Annotated in this window: 16 protein-coding genes; 15 read left to right on the top strand and 1 reads right to left on the bottom strand. The window is 58.7% G+C overall.

Annotated features, from left to right (window positions below; genetic code table 11):
• The first annotated feature begins 68 nt into the window (after nt 1-68).
• From dnaE to ispD, 8 genes are all read left to right on the top strand, one after another.
• Entirely contained in the window at nt 69-3,590 is a 3,522-nt protein-coding gene (dnaE, locus tag D8779_RS01240) for a DNA polymerase III subunit alpha (protein ID WP_136662658.1), read from the top strand.
• Nucleotides 3,591-3,757: 167 nt separating this feature from the next.
• The gene (locus tag D8779_RS01235; protein WP_136662657.1) at nt 3,758-4,708 is read left to right on the top strand and encodes an acetyl-CoA carboxylase carboxyltransferase subunit alpha; all 951 of its coding nucleotides are present in this window, start codon (nt 3,758-3,760) and stop codon (nt 4,706-4,708) included.
• Nucleotides 4,709-4,852: 144 nt separating this feature from the next.
• On the top strand, nt 4,853-6,166 hold the full coding sequence (gene tilS / locus D8779_RS01230) for a tRNA lysidine(34) synthetase TilS (RefSeq protein ID WP_136662656.1): 1,314 nt from the start codon (nt 4,853-4,855) through the stop codon (nt 6,164-6,166).
• 167 nt (nt 6,167-6,333) lie between these two features.
• Nucleotides 6,334-7,965, top strand: a complete 1,632-nt coding sequence (locus D8779_RS01225; protein ID WP_136662655.1) for a CTP synthase — start codon at nt 6,334-6,336, stop codon at nt 7,963-7,965.
• Nucleotides 7,962-8,807, top strand: a complete 846-nt coding sequence (kdsA, locus tag D8779_RS01220) for a 3-deoxy-8-phosphooctulonate synthase (protein ID WP_136662654.1) — start codon at nt 7,962-7,964, stop codon at nt 8,805-8,807. The genes D8779_RS01225 and kdsA overlap by 4 nt, the downstream gene beginning before the upstream one ends.
• 145 nt (nt 8,808-8,952) lie before the next feature.
• Entirely contained in the window at nt 8,953-10,242 is a 1,290-nt protein-coding gene (gene eno, locus D8779_RS01215; RefSeq protein ID WP_136662653.1) for a phosphopyruvate hydratase, read from the top strand.
• Between the two features lie 184 nt (nt 10,243-10,426).
• Entirely contained in the window at nt 10,427-10,708 is a 282-nt protein-coding gene (ftsB, locus tag D8779_RS01210; protein WP_136662652.1) for a cell division protein FtsB, read from the top strand.
• Nucleotides 10,705-11,415 (top strand): 2-C-methyl-D-erythritol 4-phosphate cytidylyltransferase, encoded by a 711-nt coding sequence (ispD, locus tag D8779_RS01205; RefSeq protein ID WP_136662651.1) that lies wholly within the window; start codon nt 10,705-10,707, stop codon nt 11,413-11,415. Before ftsB ends, ispD begins: the two co-directional genes overlap by 4 nt.
• Here the strand turns inward: ispD and D8779_RS01200 are convergent.
• Entirely contained in the window at nt 11,412-12,311 is a 900-nt protein-coding gene (locus D8779_RS01200; RefSeq protein ID WP_136662650.1) for a LysR family transcriptional regulator, read from the bottom strand. The genes ispD and D8779_RS01200 overlap by 4 nt on opposite strands.
• A 132-nt stretch (nt 12,312-12,443) precedes the next feature.
• Here D8779_RS01200 and D8779_RS01195 point away from each other — a divergent pair, with 132 nt between their 5' ends.
• The 7 genes from D8779_RS01195 to D8779_RS01165 all read left to right on the top strand — a co-directional run bounded on the left by D8779_RS01195 (nt 12,444) and on the right by D8779_RS01165 (nt 18,415).
• Nucleotides 12,444-13,556, top strand: a complete 1,113-nt coding sequence (locus tag D8779_RS01195; protein ID WP_136662649.1) for an S-(hydroxymethyl)glutathione dehydrogenase/class III alcohol dehydrogenase — start codon at nt 12,444-12,446, stop codon at nt 13,554-13,556.
• An 8-nt stretch (nt 13,557-13,564) separates the two neighbouring features.
• Nucleotides 13,565-14,410 carry an S-formylglutathione hydrolase gene (gene fghA, locus D8779_RS01190; RefSeq protein WP_136662648.1) on the top strand — a complete coding sequence of 282 codons (846 nt, stop codon included), beginning with the start codon at nt 13,565-13,567 and terminating at the stop codon, nt 14,408-14,410.
• A gap of 100 nt (nt 14,411-14,510) precedes the next feature.
• Nucleotides 14,511-14,984: a 2-C-methyl-D-erythritol 2,4-cyclodiphosphate synthase gene (gene ispF / locus D8779_RS01185; RefSeq protein ID WP_136662647.1), complete on the top strand. Its 474-nt coding sequence runs from the start codon at nt 14,511-14,513 to the stop codon at nt 14,982-14,984.
• Complete coding sequence (gene truD, locus D8779_RS01180) at nt 14,981-16,039, top strand: tRNA pseudouridine(13) synthase TruD (RefSeq protein WP_136662646.1); 1,059 nt, start codon at nt 14,981-14,983, stop codon at nt 16,037-16,039. The genes ispF and truD overlap by 4 nt, the downstream gene beginning before the upstream one ends.
• Nucleotides 16,027-16,776, top strand: a complete 750-nt coding sequence (gene surE, locus D8779_RS01175) for a 5'/3'-nucleotidase SurE (RefSeq protein ID WP_136662645.1) — start codon at nt 16,027-16,029, stop codon at nt 16,774-16,776. The genes truD and surE overlap by 13 nt, the downstream gene beginning before the upstream one ends.
• Nucleotides 16,777-16,817: 41 nt before the next feature.
• On the top strand, nt 16,818-17,453 hold the full coding sequence (locus D8779_RS01170) for a protein-L-isoaspartate(D-aspartate) O-methyltransferase (RefSeq protein WP_167492555.1): 636 nt from the start codon (nt 16,818-16,820) through the stop codon (nt 17,451-17,453).
• 23 nt (nt 17,454-17,476) lie between these two features.
• Nucleotides 17,477-18,415 (top strand): polyprenyl-phosphate transporter, encoded by a 939-nt coding sequence (locus D8779_RS01165; protein WP_136662644.1) that lies wholly within the window; start codon nt 17,477-17,479, stop codon nt 18,413-18,415.
• Nucleotides 18,416-18,447 lie beyond the last annotated feature (32 nt).

Genomic DNA, 18,447 nt, shown 5'->3' with positions numbered 1-18,447 from the left:
GCTGTTGTTTAAACCTTGGCCCGGTACAATCCGGGCCTTATCGTTTTTGTGTTTTGTATAGGACTGCCATGACCGCCTCGTTCGTCCACCTGCGTTTGCACACCGAGTATTCCCTGGTCGACGGTCTGGTGCGGGTCAAACCATTGATCAAATCAGTGGCGGCGGCCGGTATGCCGGCGGTGGCGGTCACCGACATGAGCAATATGTGTTCGTTGGTGAAGTTCTATAAGGCGGCCATGGGCGGTGGTATCAAACCGATCTGCGGTGCCGATATCTGGTTGGCGAGTGCTGAAGAAGACGGCCCACTGAGCCGTATGACCCTGTTGGCAATGAATGCCAAGGGTTACCGCAACCTCACCGAGCTGGTTTCGCGTGGCTGGAGCGAAGGGCAGAGCAATGATCTGGTGATCATTCAGCGTGACTGGGTCAAAGCCGCAGCCGAAGGCCTAATTGCCCTGTCCGGCGCCAAGGAGGGTGAGGTGGGGCATGCCTTGCTCGGTGGTGAGTCAGCGGTGGCCGAAGCCTTGCTGCGTGAGTGGATGGCGGTGTTCCCGGAGCGTTTCTACCTGGAAGTGCAGCGCACCAATAGGGTCAACGATGAAGAGCATGTTCATGCGGCTGTAGCGTTGGCCGACAAGCTCGGCGCGCCGTTGGTGGCGACCAACGATGTACGCTTTATCAAAGAAGATGACTTTGCCGCCCACGAAACCCGTGTGTGCATCGGCGAGGGCCGCAGCCTGGATGACCCGCGTCGGTTGCGTACCTATTCCGATCAGCAATACCTAAAAACCCCTGAGGAAATGGCCGAGCTGTTCAGTGACCTGCCCGAGGCGCTGGAAAACACTATCGAAATTGCCAAGCGCTGCAATATCGAGGTGCAGCTGGGCAAGTACTTCCTGCCGGACTTCCCCGTGCCTGACGGCCTGACCATGGACGAGTACTTCCGCCAAGTCTCCTTCGAGGGGCTGGAGGAGCGTCTGGCCGTGCTTTGGCCGAAAGACACCACACCGAACTATGAAGAGAAGCGTCAGGTATACATTGATCGGTTGAATTTCGAGCTGGATATCATCATCCAGATGGGCTTTCCCGGTTACTTTCTGATCGTAATGGACTTCATCAAGTGGGCGAAGAATAACGGCGTGCCGGTGGGCCCAGGCCGTGGCTCAGGTGCCGGTTCGCTGGTGGCCTATGTGCAGAAGATCACCGACCTCGATCCGCTGGCCTATGACCTGCTGTTCGAACGTTTTCTCAATCCGGAACGGGTATCCATGCCCGACTTTGACGTCGACTTCTGCATGGACGGCCGTGACCGCGTCATCGACTACGTAGCGGAGAAATACGGCCGTAATGCGGTCAGTCAGATCATCACCTTCGGTACCATGGCGGCCAAGGCGGTGGTGCGTGACGTGGCGCGGGCGCAGGGCAAGTCCTACGGACTGGCCGATCGTTTGTCGAAGATGATCCCCTTCGAAGTCGGCATGACCCTGGAAAAAGCCTACGAGATGGAGGAGCCGCTGCGCGACTTCCTCAAGGTTGACGAAGATGCCCGGGAAATCTGGGAAATGTCGCTCAAGCTCGAAGGCATCTGCCGCGGTACCGGTAAGCATGCCGGTGGTGTGGTGATCGCGCCGACCAAACTGACAGACTTTTCGCCGATTGCCTGTGATGACGAGGGCGGTGGCCTGGTTACCCAGTTCGATAAAGATGATGTGGAATCTGCCGGTCTGGTGAAGTTCGACTTCCTCGGTCTGCGGACTCTGACGATCATCAAGTGGGCGATGGAAACCATCAACCGCGAGCAAGCCAAGCAGGGCTTGCCGGATTTGAACATCGATTTTATCCCGCTGGATGACAAGCCGACCTACCAGATGCTGCAACGTGCCGAGACCACGGCGGTGTTCCAGCTTGAATCGCGGGGCATGAAAGAGCTGATCAAAAAGCTCAAGCCGGACTGTCTGGAGGACATGATCGCCTTGGTGGCGCTGTTCCGTCCGGGTCCGTTGCAGTCGGGCATGGTGGACGACTTTATCAACCGCAAACACGGCCGCGAGCCGATTTCCTACCCGCATCAAGACTATCAATATGCGGGTTTGGAACCGGTGCTCAAACCGACTTACGGCATCATCCTGTATCAGGAACAGGTGATGCAGATTGCTCAGGTGATGGCCGGCTATACCCTCGGTGGTGCGGACATGCTGCGCCGGGCCATGGGTAAGAAAAAGCCTGAAGAAATGGCCAAGCAGCGTGGCGGTTTTATCGAGGGCTGCACGAACAACGGCATCGACGCGAACCTGTCGGGCAACATTTTCGACCTGGTGGAAAAGTTCGCCGGCTACGGCTTTAACAAGTCGCACTCAGCGGCTTATGGCCTGCTTTCGTATCAGACCGCCTGGCTTAAAGCGCACCACTCGGCGGCCTTTATGGCGGCGGTGTTGTCGGCGGACATGCACAACACCGACAAGGTCGTGACCCTGATCGAGGAGTGCCGCAGCATGAAGCTGCGCCTCGATGCGCCGGATGTGAATGTCTCCGAGTTCAAGTTCACGGTTAATAACGAAGGCTGGATTATTTATGGCCTAGGTGCGATCAAGGGGGTCGGCGAGGGGCCGGTCGAGGCGATCGTCGAGGCGCGCCAAGCAGGTCCGTTCAAGGATTTGTTCGATTTCTGTTCGCGGGTTGACCTCAAACGCATCAATAAGCGCACGCTGGAAGCGCTGATTCGCAGCGGTGCGCTGGACCGTCTCGGTCCGCACTTTCATGAAGAGCTGAAGGCCTACAAAGCCAATATCGACCGTAATCGCGCGGTGCTGCTGACGGCGATGGAAGAAGCGGTGCAGGCGGCTGAGCAGACCGCGCGCAGCCACGATAGCGGCCATATGGATCTGTTTGGCGGCGTGTTTGCTGATACCGAGGCCGATGTTTATCGCAATCACTTGCGCGCCCGTGAGCTGACGCTTAAAGAGCGTCTCAAGGGCGAGAAAGACACCCTCGGCCTGTACCTTACTGGTCACCCGATTGATGAGTACGAAGGCGAGGTACGGCGTTTTGCCCGCCAGCGTATCGTCGACCTTAAAGCGGCGCGTGGTGATCAGACCATTGCTGGGCTGGTGGTCAATCTGCGGGTGATGAAAAACAAGAAGGGCGACAAGATGGGCTTTATCACCCTTGATGATCGCTCCGGGCGCATTGAGGCTTCGTTGTTCGCTGAAGCGTTCAACAGTGCGCAAGCACTGTTGCAGACCGATGCCCTGGTGGTGGTCGAGGGCGAGGTGAGCAACGACGATTTTTCCGGCGGCCTGCGTCTGCGCGCCAAACGGGTGATGAGCCTGGAAGAGGCGCGTACCGGTCTGGCCGACAGCCTGCGTCTGAAAGTCGCCAGCAACGTCTTGCAGGGCGACCGTCTGCGTTGGCTGGCGGATTTGTGCGGCAAGCACAAAGGCGCGTGTCCGATTACCGTTGATTACAGCGGTAACGATGCCAAGGCACTGTTGCAGTTCGGCGAAGGTTGGCGAATCGAACCGGCGGACAGCCTGATTCAGGCATTGCGTGACCAGTTCGGTAAAGACAACGTCTTTTTGCACTACCGCTGATTTGCGAGGCCTAGGCTTCGCCGATTGGTCCTGATGCCCAACGGGTTCTGCATTGAAGGCTTTCGTGCAGAACCGGGTGTCGACCTGAATGCGCCTACTGCTATAAGGTAGGCGCGATAACGGATACAGCTCCCGGCCACTTGGCCGTCGACGCAAGACGGATGACTATGAACCCGAATTTTCTCGATTTCGAACAGCCGATCGCCGACCTGCAAGCCAAGATCGAAGAGCTTCGCCTGGTCGGTAACGACAACTCGTTGAACATCAATGATGAAATCGCCCGCCTGCAGGATAAGAGCAGCACCCTGACCGAAAGCATTTTCGGCAACCTGAGCAGCTGGCAGATCGCCCAGTTGGCGCGCCACCCGCGTCGCCCTTACACCCTGGATTACGTGCAACACATCTTTACCGAATTCGATGAGCTGCATGGCGACCGGCATTTCTCCGATGACGCCGCTCTGGTCGGCGGTGTTGCCCGTCTGGACGGTGAACCGGTGATGGTCATCGGCCACCAGAAAGGCCGCGAGATTCGTGAAAAAGTACGCCGTAACTTCGGCATGCCGCGCCCTGAAGGCTATCGCAAAGCCTGTCGTTTGATGGAAATGGCTGAGCGTTTCAAGATGCCGATCCTGACTTTTATCGACACGCCGGGCGCCTACCCGGGTATCGACGCTGAAGAGCGCAACCAAAGCGAAGCGATTGCCTGGAACCTAAGGGTGATGGCGCGGCTGAAGACGCCAATCATCGCCACCGTGATTGGTGAGGGTGGTTCGGGCGGCGCGTTGGCGATTGGCGTGTGTGATCAGCTCAACATGCTGCAGTACTCCACCTACTCAGTCATTTCGCCGGAAGGTTGCGCCTCGATACTGTGGAAAACTGCAGAAAAGGCGCCGGATGCTGCTGAGGCCATGGGCATTACCGCTGAACGCCTGAAAGGTTTGGGTATTGTCGATCAGGTCATTGGTGAGCCACTCGGTGGCGCACACAGCGACCCGGCTGCGGCTGCCGAGTCAGTGCGTCAGGCGTTGCGGACGCAGTTGGAAATGCTCAAGACCTTCGATACCGATACGTTGCTCAAGCGTCGTTATGACCGTTTGATGAGCTACGGCATCGCTTAGCAGGCCGTTGAAACACTACCTGCGTTGCCAATACTGCGTTAGAAGTGGCCTCAAAATGCTCATGTACAGCTCGTACACTCCGCTTTTTCGGTCGCTTCTGCCTTGTATTGGCTGCCTCGCCTACATGTTTAAACGGTCTGCAGCATGAGCCTGAGCGCCAGGCTGCTGGGATCTCTAGCGCCCTGGCGCGCAGCGCCGGCTTGGCACATCGCCTTGTCTGGCGGGCTGGATTCCACGGTGTTGTTGCATTTGCTGGCCGGCCTCGCGCAACGTGAGGCGTTGCCGCCACTTTGCGCCATTCATATTCATCACGGTCTGCAGGCTGCGGCTGATGCCTGGCCGGCACATTGCCGTGAGTTGTGTGCGGCCTTGTCCGTGCCGTTGCACATCGAGCATGTGCAGGTTGCTCCGGGTGCCAGCCTTGAACGTGCCGCACGCGATGCTCGCTACGGCGCTTTTGCAACGGCGCTGGGTGTTGATGAGGTGTTGCTGACTGCACAGCACCGTGATGATCAGGCGGAAACCTTGTTGTTTCGCTTGTTACGCGGCGCGGGGGTGCAGGGCTTATCCGCTATGCCCGCGCAGCGCGTGTTGGGGGCGGGGCAGTTGGTGCGGCCATTGCTGAATTGCTCGCGTGCCGAATTACAGGCCTATGCCACTGCCCATCGCTTGAGGTGGGTCGATGATCCGTCGAATACCGATGAGCGTTTCTCGCGCAATTATCTACGCCGTCAGGTGTTGCCTGCACTGCTCAGTCGTTGGCCGCAGGCCGGTGCCAATATGGCCCGCAGTGCTGCGTACTTGAGTGAGGCGGGGCAGTTACTCGATGAGCTGGCGCAGCAAGATCTGGCTGGCGCTGAAGTGGCGGCCGAGCTCGCCTGGTTGCCTGTGCCAAGCCTGGCGTTGCCTGCGCTGCGCGGTCTAGGTGAGGCGCGTCAGCGAAATGCGCTGCGTTACTGGCTGCGCCCGTTCACGACCATGCCCGACAGCGGGCATTGGGCCGGTTGGCAGGCGTTACGTGAGGCGGCTGCGGATGCGTCCCCCGTCTGGCGTCTGGCCGAGGGCGAATTGCGTCGTGGCGATGAACGCCTATGGTGGTTAAGCGGAGACTGGTTGCGTACGCCGCCGCGTTTGGCGCAGCCAGTGTGTGCGGAGCAGATTGTGCAACTACCCGGTAATGGCCATGTGCAGATTCGCGGCGCGCTGCCGGCGGGCAACTGGCAGCTGGCCTATCGCCAGGGCGGCGAGCAGATGCTGTTGGCAGGGCGTGGGCGGCGCGATCTGAAACGTGTGCTCAACGAACGGCGGCTGCCGACCTTTGTGCGTGATCGCTTGCCATTGTTGCTGCTGGACGGCCAAGTTATGGCATTGGCCAACCTGTCAGGTTTGCACGGTCCAGCCGATGGCCGTTGGCAATTACATTGGCAGCCGCCGACCAGCGATCAAGGTTTGAGCTGATAAGCCCTTTCCGGTAGACTACGCTCCCGTCTTACTAGTGCTTTTGTTGACTCCCTTGGGAATCGGCAGGGCTAGCTTATTGCAGTGTGTTGCAGCAAGTGGCTTGGGTACTCCTTCGCTTTCCCCGGCGGCACTGACCGCTTAAACGCAGACTTCTAGGGTTTTTCATGACGCGCTACATATTCGTCACGGGTGGTGTTGTTTCTTCCTTGGGGAAAGGCATCGCCTCGGCTTCATTGGCGGCTATCCTGGAGGCGCGGGGCCTGAAGGTCACGATGCTCAAGCTGGATCCCTACATCAACGTCGATCCGGGCACCATGAGCCCGTTCCAGCACGGTGAGGTGTTCGTCACTCACGATGGCGCTGAGACTGACCTTGATCTGGGCCACTACGAGCGGTTTATCCGCACCACGATGACCAAGAGCAACAACTTCACCACCGGTCGCGTCTACGAAGACGTGCTGCGCCGCGAGCGCCGTGGTGATTACCTGGGTGCGACCATTCAGGTCATCCCGCACATCACCGACGAAATCAAGCGCCGCATCATCAAGGGTGCGGGCGACGCTGATGTAGCCATGGTCGAGATCGGCGGCACGGTGGGTGACATCGAATCGCAGCCGTTCCTCGAAGCCATCCGCCAGTTGCGCGTGGAAGTGGGTGCCAAGCGCGCCATGCTGATGCACCTGACCTTGGTGCCGTACATCGCCACCGCTGGCGAGACTAAAACCAAGCCTACTCAGCATTCGGTTAAAGAACTGCGTTCCATCGGCCTGCAGCCGGATGTGCTGATCTGCCGCTCCGATCACCCGATCGATATCTCCTCGCGGCGCAAGATCGCGCTGTTCACCAACGTTGAAGAGCGTGCGGTGATTTCCCTGGAAGACGTCGACACCATCTATAAGATTCCGGGTGTGCTGCATGCCCAGGGCCTGGATGATTTCGTCGTTGAGCGCTTTGGCCTGGAATGCAACGGTGCCGACCTGTCCGAGTGGGACCGTGTGGTGGATGCCAAACTCAATCCGGAACACGAAGTCACCATCGCCATGGTCGGTAAGTACATGGAGCTGCTGGATGCTTATAAGTCGCTGATCGAAGCGATGAGCCATGCCGGTATCCAGAACCGCACCAAGGTCAACCTGCGCTATATCGACTCTGAAGACATCGAGAACAAAGGCACTGGCCTGCTCGAAGGCGTAGATGCCATCCTGGTTCCGGGTGGCTTCGGTCTGCGCGGTGTGGAAGGCAAGATCAAGACCGTGCAATTCGCTCGTGAGAACAAAATTCCTTACCTGGGTATCTGCCTCGGCATGCAGGTGGCTGTGATCGAATTCGCCCGCAACGTGTTGGGCTGGACGGATGCTAACTCCACTGAATTCGACACCGCCAGTCAGCATCCCGTGGTCGGTTTGATCACCGAATGGCAGGACGCTACTGGTGTGACCGAACAGCGCACCGACGCCTCCGACTTGGGCGGTACCATGCGCCTGGGTGCCCAGGATTGCCAGTTGCTCAGCGGTTCGAGCGTGCACCAGTGCTATGACAAGGATGTAATCGTCGAGCGCCATCGTCATCGCTATGAAGTGAATAACAACTTGTTGCCGCAGCTGATCGAGGCTGGCCTCAAGGTTACCGGTCGCTCCGGCGACGGTGCATTGGTTGAAGTGGTCGAGGCACCTGAACATCCATGGTTTGTGGCCTGCCAGTTCCACCCGGAGTTCACCTCCACCCCGCGTGATGGCCACCCGTTGTTCAGTGGCTTTGTCAACGCGGCTCTGGCTCAGAAGGCGCGCAACGCATGACCCAGAAGACCATCAAAGTCGGCAGCATTGAAATCGCCAACGACAAACCCTTCGTGCTGTTCGGTGGGATCAACGTTATTGAGTCCCGCGATCTGGCTATGCGCGCTTGTGAAGAGTACGTGCGTGTCACCGAGAAACTCGGTATCCCCTATGTATTCAAGGCCAGCTTCGACAAGGCTAATCGCTCGTCCGTGACCTCGTTCCGTGGCCCTGGCCTGGAAGAAGGCATGAAGGTCTTTGAAGAGATCAAAAAAACCTTCGGCGTACCGGTGATCACCGATGTGCATGAGCCTGAGCAGGCTCAGCCTGTGGCCGATGTCTGCGACATCATTCAGTTGCCGGCCTTTCTTTCACGGCAGACCGATCTGGTGGTGGCTATGGCCAAGACCGGCGCGGTGATCAACATCAAGAAAGCCCAGTTTCTCGCGCCCCAGGAAATGAAGCACATCCTGGCCAAGTGCAAAGAAGCGGGTAATGACCAGCTGATTCTTTGCGAGCGCGGCAGTTCCTTCGGGTACAACAACCTGGTGGTGGATATGCTCGGCTTCGGCATCATGAAGCAGACCAACTATCCGGTGTTTTTCGATGTGACCCATGCGTTACAAACGCCGGGCGGTCGCGCCGATTCGGCGGGTGGACGCCGTGCCCAGGTCACTGATTTGGCTAAAGCGGGCATGAGCCAAGGCCTAGCCGGCTTGTTCCTCGAAGCCCATCCGGACCCGGACAATGCCAAATGTGACGGCCCTTGTGCCCTGCGTTTGGATAAGTTGGAGCCGTTCCTCACTCAGCTCAAACAGCTGGATGATTTGATCAAGAGTTTTGCGCCGATTGAGACTGCCTGAAACGGTCATTCTCCGGTAAAGTGCGGGCTGTATACAATCTGACTAAATATTCAGTACATGTTGCGCGCCGGAGTAGCCTCCCGCGCGCAATATGAGTGCAACTCGGTACTACCCTTTTCGTCAATTTTTTGGAGTGCTACACGCAATGGCAAAGATCGTCGACATCAAAGGCCGTGAGGTTCTCGATTCCCGTGGTAACCCGACTGTGGAAGCCGATGTAATTCTCGACGGCGGCATTATGGGCAGCGCCTGCGCGCCGTCCGGTGCCTCCACCGGTTCGCGTGAAGCGCTGGAATTGCGTGATGGCGACAAGAGCCGTTACTTGGGCAAGGGCGTACTGAAAGCCGTGGCCAATATCAATGGCCCGATCCGCGATTTGCTGCTGGGTAAAGATGCCATTGACCAGAAAGCTCTGGATTTGGCGATGATTGCCCTCGACGGTACCGAGAACAAAGGCTCCCTGGGTGCCAACGCCATCCTCGCTGTGTCCTTGGCTGCTGCCAAAGCGGCTGCTCAGGCTAAAGGCGTACCGTTGTATGCACACATCGCTGACCTGAACGGCACGCCAGGCGTTTACTCGATGCCGGTACCGATGATGAACATCATCAACGGTGGTGAGCATGCCGATAACAACGTCGACATCCAAGAGTTCATGGTGCAGCCGGTTGGCGCCAAGACCTTCTCCGATGCACTGCGTATGGGCACTGAGATTTTCCACCACCTCAAAGCGGTGCTGAAGGCCCGTGGCCTGAGCACCTCGGTGGGTGATGAAGGTGGTTTCGCGCCAAACCTGGCGTCCAACGAAGACGCTCTGGCGGCTATCGCTGAAGCTGTGGCCAATGCCGGTTACACCCTGGGTGATGACGTCACCCTGGCTCTGGACTGCGCTTCCAGCGAGTTCTTCAAAGAGGGTAAGTACGACCTGGCTGGCGAAGGCAAAGTCTTCGATGCTGCAGGTTTTGCTGACTACCTGGCCGGTTTGTCCGAGCGTTACCCGATCATCTCCATCGAAGACGGTATGGATGAGTCCGACTGGGCTGGCTGGAAAATCCTCACCGACAAGATCGGCAGCAAGGTGCAGCTGGTCGGCGACGACCTGTTCGTCACCAACACCAAGATTCTCAAGCGCGGTATCGATGAGTCGATCGGCAACTCGATCCTGATCAAATTCAATCAGATCGGCACTCTGACCGAGACCCTGGAAGCCATCCAGATGGCCAAGGCGGCAGGTTACACCGCGGTGATCTCGCACCGTTCCGGTGAGACCGAAGACAGCACCATCGCCGACCTGGCTGTAGGTACTGCGGCTGGTCAGATCAAGACCGGTTCGTTGTGCCGTTCGGATCGCGTGTCCAAGTACAACCAGTTGTTGCGTATCGAAGAGCAGCTTGGTGCTAAAGCTCCGTACAAAGGCCGCGGCGAGTTCAGTGGCTAAACGCTACTGCGCTTGATACTACAGCGTTAAAAATCAGGCTTGGCATGCGCGTTTACTGCAGTAAACTTCGCCGCCCGCCTGATCTTGCCTTCTCTAGGGTCGCGATGTTTTCAGCGATCACTCAAGGCATGGTAAAAGGGGCGGCGTGAGTCGCCCCTTTTTTCGTTCGGAAGCTTTTTTGGTTATGCGCACTAATTTCTACTGGGTGTTTATCGTGCTGATTGCCGTGCTGGCAGGCTTGCAATATCGCCTGTGGGTCGGTGATGGTAGCTTGGCGCAGGTGACCCAGTTGCAGCAGCAGATCGCCGATCAACAGGGCGAAAATCAGCAGCTGCAGGAGCGCAACCGAATTCTTGAAGCGGAAGTGCTGGAACTGAAAAGCGGCATGGAAACCGTCGAAGAGCGTGCGCGGCACGAGCTGGGCATGCTTAAAGAGGGTGAAACCCTCTATCAGTTGGCTGAATGAATACCCCCGCGTTACCCCCTTTCTGGGCCTTGCTCCCGGCCGCCGGCATCGGCAGCCGCATGCGCGCCGATCGGCCCAAGCAGTATCTGCAGTTGGCCGGTAAAAGCATTATCGAACACACCCTGGCCTGCTTTCTTGAGCACCCGCAGTTGCGCGCGGTGGTGGTCAGCCTGGCGGTGGACGATCCTTATTGGCCGAGTCTTGCGTGCGCCAACGACCCGCGTATTCAGCGCGCCGCTGGTGGTGCCGAACGTGCTGACTCGGTGTTGAGTGGCCTGCTACGCCTGACCGAATTGGGCGCGCAAGAACAGGATTGGGTGCTGGTGCACGATGCCGCACGGCCCAATCTGGCGCGTAGCGACCTGGATCTGTTGCTCAGTGAACTGGCCGATGATCCGGTGGGTGGCCTGCTTGCCGTGCCTGCTCGCGATACGCTCAAGCGTGCGGGTGCTGATGGTCGGGTACGGAGCACGGTGGATCGTTCGGCCATCTGGCAGGCTTTTACTCCGCAGATGTTCCGTCTAGGTGAATTGCAGCGTGCGCTGGCTGATGCCTTGCTTGCTGGTGTGGCAATTACCGATGAAGCCTCGGCTATCGAATGGGCCGGGCAAGCGCCACGGCTGATTGAGGGGCGTTCGGATAATATTAAGGTCACTCGTCCTGAAGACCTGCTGAGTCTCAATCGACTTTGGCAGGGCCGTTCCTAGCAGGTCTCCTGCCGATATTCACTGCGCTGCGCCAACCCCTGTTTAAGAAAATCCACCAACTGCCGCACCTTGGGTGACAGGTGGCGTTGCTGCGGGTAGAGCGCCCACACGGCGGTGTCCGGCGGCTGCTGGTTATCGAGCAGCGACACCAGTGCGCCGCTGCGCAAGTGTTCCAGCACGTAGTAATCCGGCAGCTGACACAGGCCAATCCCACGCAACGCCGCTTCCAGCACCGCCTGGCCGCTGTTGCACCGCCAGTTGCCCTGTATGCGCTGCAACGTGTCGCGGCCATGCAACTGAAAGCTCCACTGATCCGAGCTGCCGATCAGGCAGTTGTGCCGGCTCAGTTCGGACAGCGAATGCGGCCGGCCATAGCGCTGCAAATAGCTCGGCGCAGCACACAGGTACATCTGCCGCGGAGCCAGGCGAGTGGCTACCAGGCGTGAGTCCTGTAAGCGACCCAGGCGTATAGCCAGGTCGAGGCCGTCATGCAGCAGGTCGAGGGCGCGGTTGCTCAGCTCAATGTCGACCCGTAGTTGAGGGTGTTGCACCATAAAATCGGTGACCAACGGCACAATAAAACGCTCGCCGTAGGCCACCGCGCAGGTCATGCGCAGCAGGCCCTTGGGCTCGCTGCCCAAGTCGCCCACGGCGCGCAGGGCTTCCTCGCGAGCATCCTGCAGGCGCTGACAATGTTGCAGAAAGGTTTGTCCTGCTTCAGTCAGCGCCACGCGGCGGGTGCTGCGGTAGAACAGGCGAGTTTGCAGGCGCTCTTCCAGGCGGGCGATCTGTCGGCTGACTTGCGATGACGACAGGCTCAGGCGTTCGGCGGCTGCCGTGAACTGGCCGCACTCGGCGACGGCGACAAATTCATCGAGGCCTTCCCAGCGGTTCATGACGGCTCCTTAAATAGGTGTTGCGGGCAGATTATCCCTGTATAGCAAGAATGTTTTGTTTTTTAGCTGATTATTCTATTCGTGGCACTGATCTACACTCTGCGCCACTGTTGAATCCGCTGGAGAGCGACCATGATCAAGTCTCGTGCTGCCGTAGCCTTTGCCCCCAATCAGCCGCTGCAAATTGTCGAAATCGACGTGGCGCCGCCCAAAGCCGGCGAAGTGTTGGTGCGTATTGTTGCCACTGGCGTCTGCCACACCGATGCCTACACCCTGTCTGGCGAAGATTCTGAGGGCGTATTTCCAGCGGTGTTGGGCCACGAAGGCGGCGGTATTGTTGAGGCTATTGGTGAGGGCGTGACCTCGGTACAGGTGGGTGACCATGTGATCCCGCTGTACACCGCCGAATGCCGAACCTGCAAATTCTGCACCTCCGGCAAGACCAACCTGTGCAGCTCGGTGCGCGCCACGCAGGGCAAGGGCGTGATGCCGGATGGCACCAGCCGCTTCTCCTACAAAGGCGAGCCGATCTATCACTACATGGGCTGCTCGACTTTCTCCGAATACACCGTGCTGCCGGAAGTGTCCCTGGCGGTCATCCCTAAAGAAGCACCGCTGGAAAAGGTCTGCCTGCTCGGTTGTGGCGTCACCACCGGCATCGGCGCCGTGCTGAATACAGCTAAAGTCGAAGAGGGTGCCACCGTGGCGATCTTCGGCCTCGGCGGCATCGGCCTAGCCGCGATAATCGGCGCGAAAATGGCCAAAGCCTCGCGCATCATCGCCATTGATATCAACCCGGCCAAGTTTGAAGTGGCCCGTGAACTGGGTGCCACCGATTTCATTAACCCGAAAGATTTCGCCAAGCCGATCCAAGAGGTCATTGTCGAGATGACCGATGGCGGTGTGGACTACTCCTTCGAGTGCATCGGCAATGTGCAATTGATGCGTGCGGCGCTGGAGTGCGCGCATAAGGGCTGGGGCGAGTCGGTGATTATCGGTGTGGCCGGTGCCGGTCAGGAAATCAGCACCCGTCCGTTCCAGCTGGTAACCGGGCGCGTCTGGCGCGGCTCGGCGTTCGGTGGGGTGAAAGGCCGTACCGAATTGCCAGGCTATGTTGAAAAGGCGCAGAAAGGCGAAATTCCGCTCGACACCTTCATTACCCACAATATGCCGCTGGAAGACATCAACAAGGCGTTTGAGCTGATGCATGAAGGCAAAAGCATCCGCACCGTTATTCACTTCTGAGGTCTGTCATGAACCTGGAAAATATTTCCTGTCAGAAGAGTGCGGGGGGGTGGCATAAACGCTACCGCCATCGTTCCACGGTGCTGGGCTGCGACATGGTGTTTGCCGTGTACCTGCCGCCGCAGGCGGAGCAGGGCGGCAAACTGCCGGTGTTGTACTGGTTGAGCGGGCTGACCTGCACCGATGAGAACTTTATGCAGAAGGCCGGCGCACACAAGCTGGCGGCCGAGCTGGGGATGATCATCGTCGCGCCGGACACCAGCCCGCGTGGCGCCGATGTGCCGGATGATCCGGATAAAGCCTGGGACTTTGGGCAGGGTGCCGGCTTTTACCTGAATGCCACCCAGGAGCCTTGGGCACGGCATTACCGCATGTACGACTATGTGGTGCAGGAGCTGCCCGCATTGATCGAGGCCAACTTCCCGGTATCCGATAAACGCGGTATCAGTGGTCATTCCATGGGCGGGCATGGCGCACTGGTGTGTGCCTTGCGTAACCCCGGGCGTTATCAGTCGCTGTCGGCGTTTGCGCCGATCAGCAATCCGAGCAATTGCCCATGGGGCGAGAAGGCTTTTTCACGCTACCTGGGGGATGAGCGTTCGCGCTGGCGCGAGTGGGATGCTTGCGCCTTGCTGGCGGAGGCCACAGAAAAGCTGCCGATCTTGGTTGATCAGGGTGATCGCGATGATTTCCTGGAAAACCAGCTCAAACCCGATGCGCTGAAAGCAGCTGCGCAGGCCGCAGGTCATCAGTTGACCCTGCGCTTGCAGCCTGGCTACGACCATAGCTATTACTTCATCGCCAGCTTTATCGATGACCATCTGCGTCATCACGCCAAGGCGCTGTTGAGCTGAGGTTGGGCTGGCGAGCGATGCTTGCTTCGCCAGCAAGCCGGCTTCTGCATGCCGCTTTCAGTTAGAATCACGCCCTGACTTTTTCAGGGCGTTGTTTTTTATGCGTATTGGCCACGGCTACGATGTGCACCGCTTTACCGAGGGTTCCTTTATTACCTTGGGTGGCGTGCAAATCCCTCATGCGTTCGGTCTGCTGGCTCACTCCGATGGCGACGTACTGCTGCATGCTTTGAGCGACGCTTTGCTCGGCGCGGCGGCGTTGGGCGATATCGGCAAACACTTCCCCGACACTGATCCGACCTTCAAGGGCGCGGACAGCCGTGTGTTGTTGCGCCATGTGCTCGGTCTGCTTCATGCCAAAGGCTGGCAGGTCGGCAATGTTGACGCCACCATCGTCGCCCAGGCGCCGAAGATGGCCCCGCATATCGACACCATGCGTGCGCGGATTGCCGAAGACCTGCAGGTGAGCCTGGATCAGGTCAACGTCAAAGCCACCACCACCGAGAAGCTCGGTTTTACCGGCCGTGAAGAAGGCATTGCGGTGCATGCTGTCGCGCTGTTGGTGAGCCGATGAACGAACTCGAACTGCTCGGCCCGCGGGCCTATGGCGAGCCCTGCGGTAGCGCGTTGCTGAAAGCGGTAGCGGAAGATTTTCAGGTCGATGAAGTGCTGGATATTCCTTTGGCCGGAGAAGGTGAACACCTCTGGCTGTGGGTAGAAAAGCGCGAGCTGAATACCGAAGAAGCCGCCAAGCGTATCGCCCGCGCTGCTGGTGTATCGTTGCGCTTGATCAGTTATGCAGGCCTCAAAGACCGGCAGGCCCTGACCCGTCAGTGGTTCAGCCTGCATCTGCCGGGCAAGGCCAATCCTGATCTAAGCGCCGCCGAAGATGCTAATTTGAGCATCCTCAAGCAGGTGCGGCATACCCGCAAACTGCAGCGCGGTGCTCATGCGGCTAATGGTTTCACCCTGCGCCTGACGCAACTGCAGGCCGATCAGGCTCTGCTGAATGAGCGTCTGACGCAGATCGCTGCCCAGGGCATCCCGAATTATTACGGCCTGCAACGTTTTGGTTTCGAAGGTGGCAATGTCGCCCATGCCCGGCATTTCGCGGCGAACAAGAGTCTGCCGGAGAAGCGCAATGTGCGTTCGCGGGTGCTCTCGGCGGCGCGCAGTTATCTATTCAATCAGGTGTTGGCTGAGCGGGTAGCCGCTGGCACTTGGAATCAGGCGTTGTTGGGCGATTTGCTGGCGTTTACTGACAGCCGCAGTTTCTTTGCTGCGGGTGAAGCCGAGTGCAGTGATCCGCGCCTGGCGATTCTCGATCTACACCCCACAGGGCCATTGTGGGGCGCAGGCGTTTCTACCGCCGCGGGTGTTGCGCAAGTGCTGGAACAGCAGATTGGCGCGCGCGAAAGCGTCTTGGTCGACTGGTTGGCAGAAGCGGACATGACACACGAGCGGCGTATTCTGCGCCTCCCCATTGGCGGGTTGACGTGGCATTATCCCGAGCCTGACATTCTGCAACTGGAATTCGTCCTGCCGGCTGGATGCTTCGCCACCGTCTTGGTGCGTGAGCTTGTCGATCTGTTGCCTGCAGGGCAGACGGACAACCCATGCGTATTCTGATTTCCAATGATGACGGCGTTGTTGCGCCAGGCTTGGCTGCGCTACATGCGGCCTTGGCCGATTATGCCGAGTGCGCGGTGATTGCACCCGATCAAGACAAGAGCGGCGCGAGCAGTTCACTGACCCTCGACCGCCCCTTGCACCCAACCACTTTGCCCAACGGTTTTATCAGCCTGAACGGCACCCCGACTGATTGCGTACACCTAGGCCTTAATGGCCTGTTGCCGCAGGTGGCGGACTTGGTGGTGTCAGGTATCAACCTGGGGGCCAATTTGGGCGATGACGTGCTGTATTCCGGCACTGTCGCGGCGGCTCTGGAAGGGCGATTTTTGGCGCGTCCGGCGTTCGCCTTCTCGTTGCTTTCGCGCCTGCCGGATAACTTGGCGACCGCCGCTTATTTTGCCCGCAAGCTGGTTGAAGCGCATGAGCAGCTCGACCTGCCGCCGCGCACCGTATTGAACGTGAATATCCCTAACCTGCCGTTGGAGCATATTCGCGGCATTCAATTGACCCGCCTCGGTCACCGTGCCCGTGCGGCGGCGCCCGTGAAAGTGGTCAACCCTCGCGGTAAAGAAGGTTACTGGATCTCGGTGGCCGGTGATGCCGAAGACGGTGGTCCTGGCACGGACTTCCATGCGGTGATGCAGGGTTACGTCTCGGTTACGCCGCTGCAGTTCGATCGCACTTTTGCGGACGGTTTAAGCAGCCTGCAACCCTGGCTGGAGGGCCTGCTGTGATCCGCCGTGAACACGATGAAATACAGCACCGCGGGATTGGTATGACCTCGCAGCGCACCCGCGAACGCCTGATCCAGCGTTTGTATGAGGAAGGGTTATCCAACGCCCATGTGCTGGAAGCTATTCGCCGAACGCCGCGCCATCTGTTTGTTGATGAGGCCCTGGCCCATCGCGCCTATGAAGACACTGCACTGCCGATCGGAAACAATCAGACCATCTCGCAGCCTTATATGGTGGCGCGCATGAGTGAGCTGCTATTGGCAGCAGGCCCATTGGACAAGGTGCTGGAAATCGGTACTGGCTCGGGCTATCAGACCGCGATTCTGGCCCAGCTGGTCGAGCGTGTGTTCAGTGTCGAACGTATTCAGAACCTGCAAGACAAAGCCAAAGAGCGGCTTGTGCAGCTTAATCTGCGCAATGTGGTGTTCCGCTGGGGCGACGGCTGGGAGGGCTGGAACGCCCTCGGGCCGTATAACGGCATTATCGTTACAGCCGCCGCAGCCAACGTGCCACAGGCGCTGCTCGATCAGCTGGCCCCGGGCGGGCGCCTGGTCATCCCGGTTGGCGCAGGGGATGTGCAGGAGCTGATGCTGATTGTTCGCGAGGAAGACGGTTTCTCTCGGCATGTACTGGATGCGGTGCGATTCGTGCCTCTGCTCAATGGGCCTTTGGCCTGATTCGATTGTTTACGGATGAACCCATGAAGAAATATTTCCTGCTCTACGCCAAAGGCATTGCCATGGGCGCTGCCGACGTGGTGCCCGGCGTGTCTGGCGGCACTGTCGCCTTTATAACCGGTATCTATGACGAACTGCTGCGCTCGATTTCCAGCGTGCCGGTGGCGCTTGGCCTGTTGTTGCGCGGGCGTATTGTTGGCGCTTGGAAAGCCGCCAATGCGACCTTTCTACTGGTGCTGCTGCTGGGCATCATGACCAGCGTGCTGAGCCTTGCGAGGCTGATCACCTACCTACTGGTCGAGCAGCCCATTCCCGTGTGGTCCTTCTTCTTCGGCCTGATTGTGGTTTCCACGCACCTGGTGGTTCGAGAGATTGAGCGCTGGAACTGGACGCGCGTTGTTAGCCTGGTGCTGGGTGCGGCATTCGCCTACTGGATTACCGTGGCGTCGCCATTGCAGTTGGGGCATGACCCGTTGAGCCTGTTTTTCGCGGGCGCTATCGCGATTTGCGCGATGATTCTTCCAGGTATTTCCGGCAGTTTTATTCTGCTGCTGTTAGGGCTGTACAGCTTTGTTCTGACGGCAGTAAAAGGCCTGGATATCAGCGTATTACTGATTTTTGCCAGCGGTTGCCTGATCGGTATTGTCAGTTTTGCCGGGTTCTTACGTTGGCTGCTGGCGCGTTGGCGCGATCTTACCCTGGCATTTCTGACTGGGCTGATGGTCGGTTCACTGAACAAGGTCTGGCCCTGGAAAGAAACTCTGACCTGGCGTACTGATAGCCATGGTGAGCAGGTGCCGCTGTTGCAAGCCAATCTCTGGCCTGCGCAGTTCGCCGAAACCAGCGGGCAGGATCCGCAGCTGCTGCTGGCCGTTGCCCTGGCGATGGCTGGCATTGCGCTGGTGCTGGGCCTGGAATGGCTGGCTGGGCGCAACCCGCAAAGCGCTGGTGATAACCCATAATTGCGGCACAATGCACGCCAGCTAAGTGTGAT

This window comes from Pseudomonas leptonychotis (genome assembly GCF_004920405.1).
Taxonomy (GTDB): Bacteria; Pseudomonadota; Gammaproteobacteria; order Pseudomonadales; family Pseudomonadaceae; genus Aquipseudomonas; species Aquipseudomonas leptonychotis.
The sequence above is the reverse complement of the archived record's forward strand: the minus strand, read 5'-3'. Positions and strand labels throughout refer to the sequence as shown.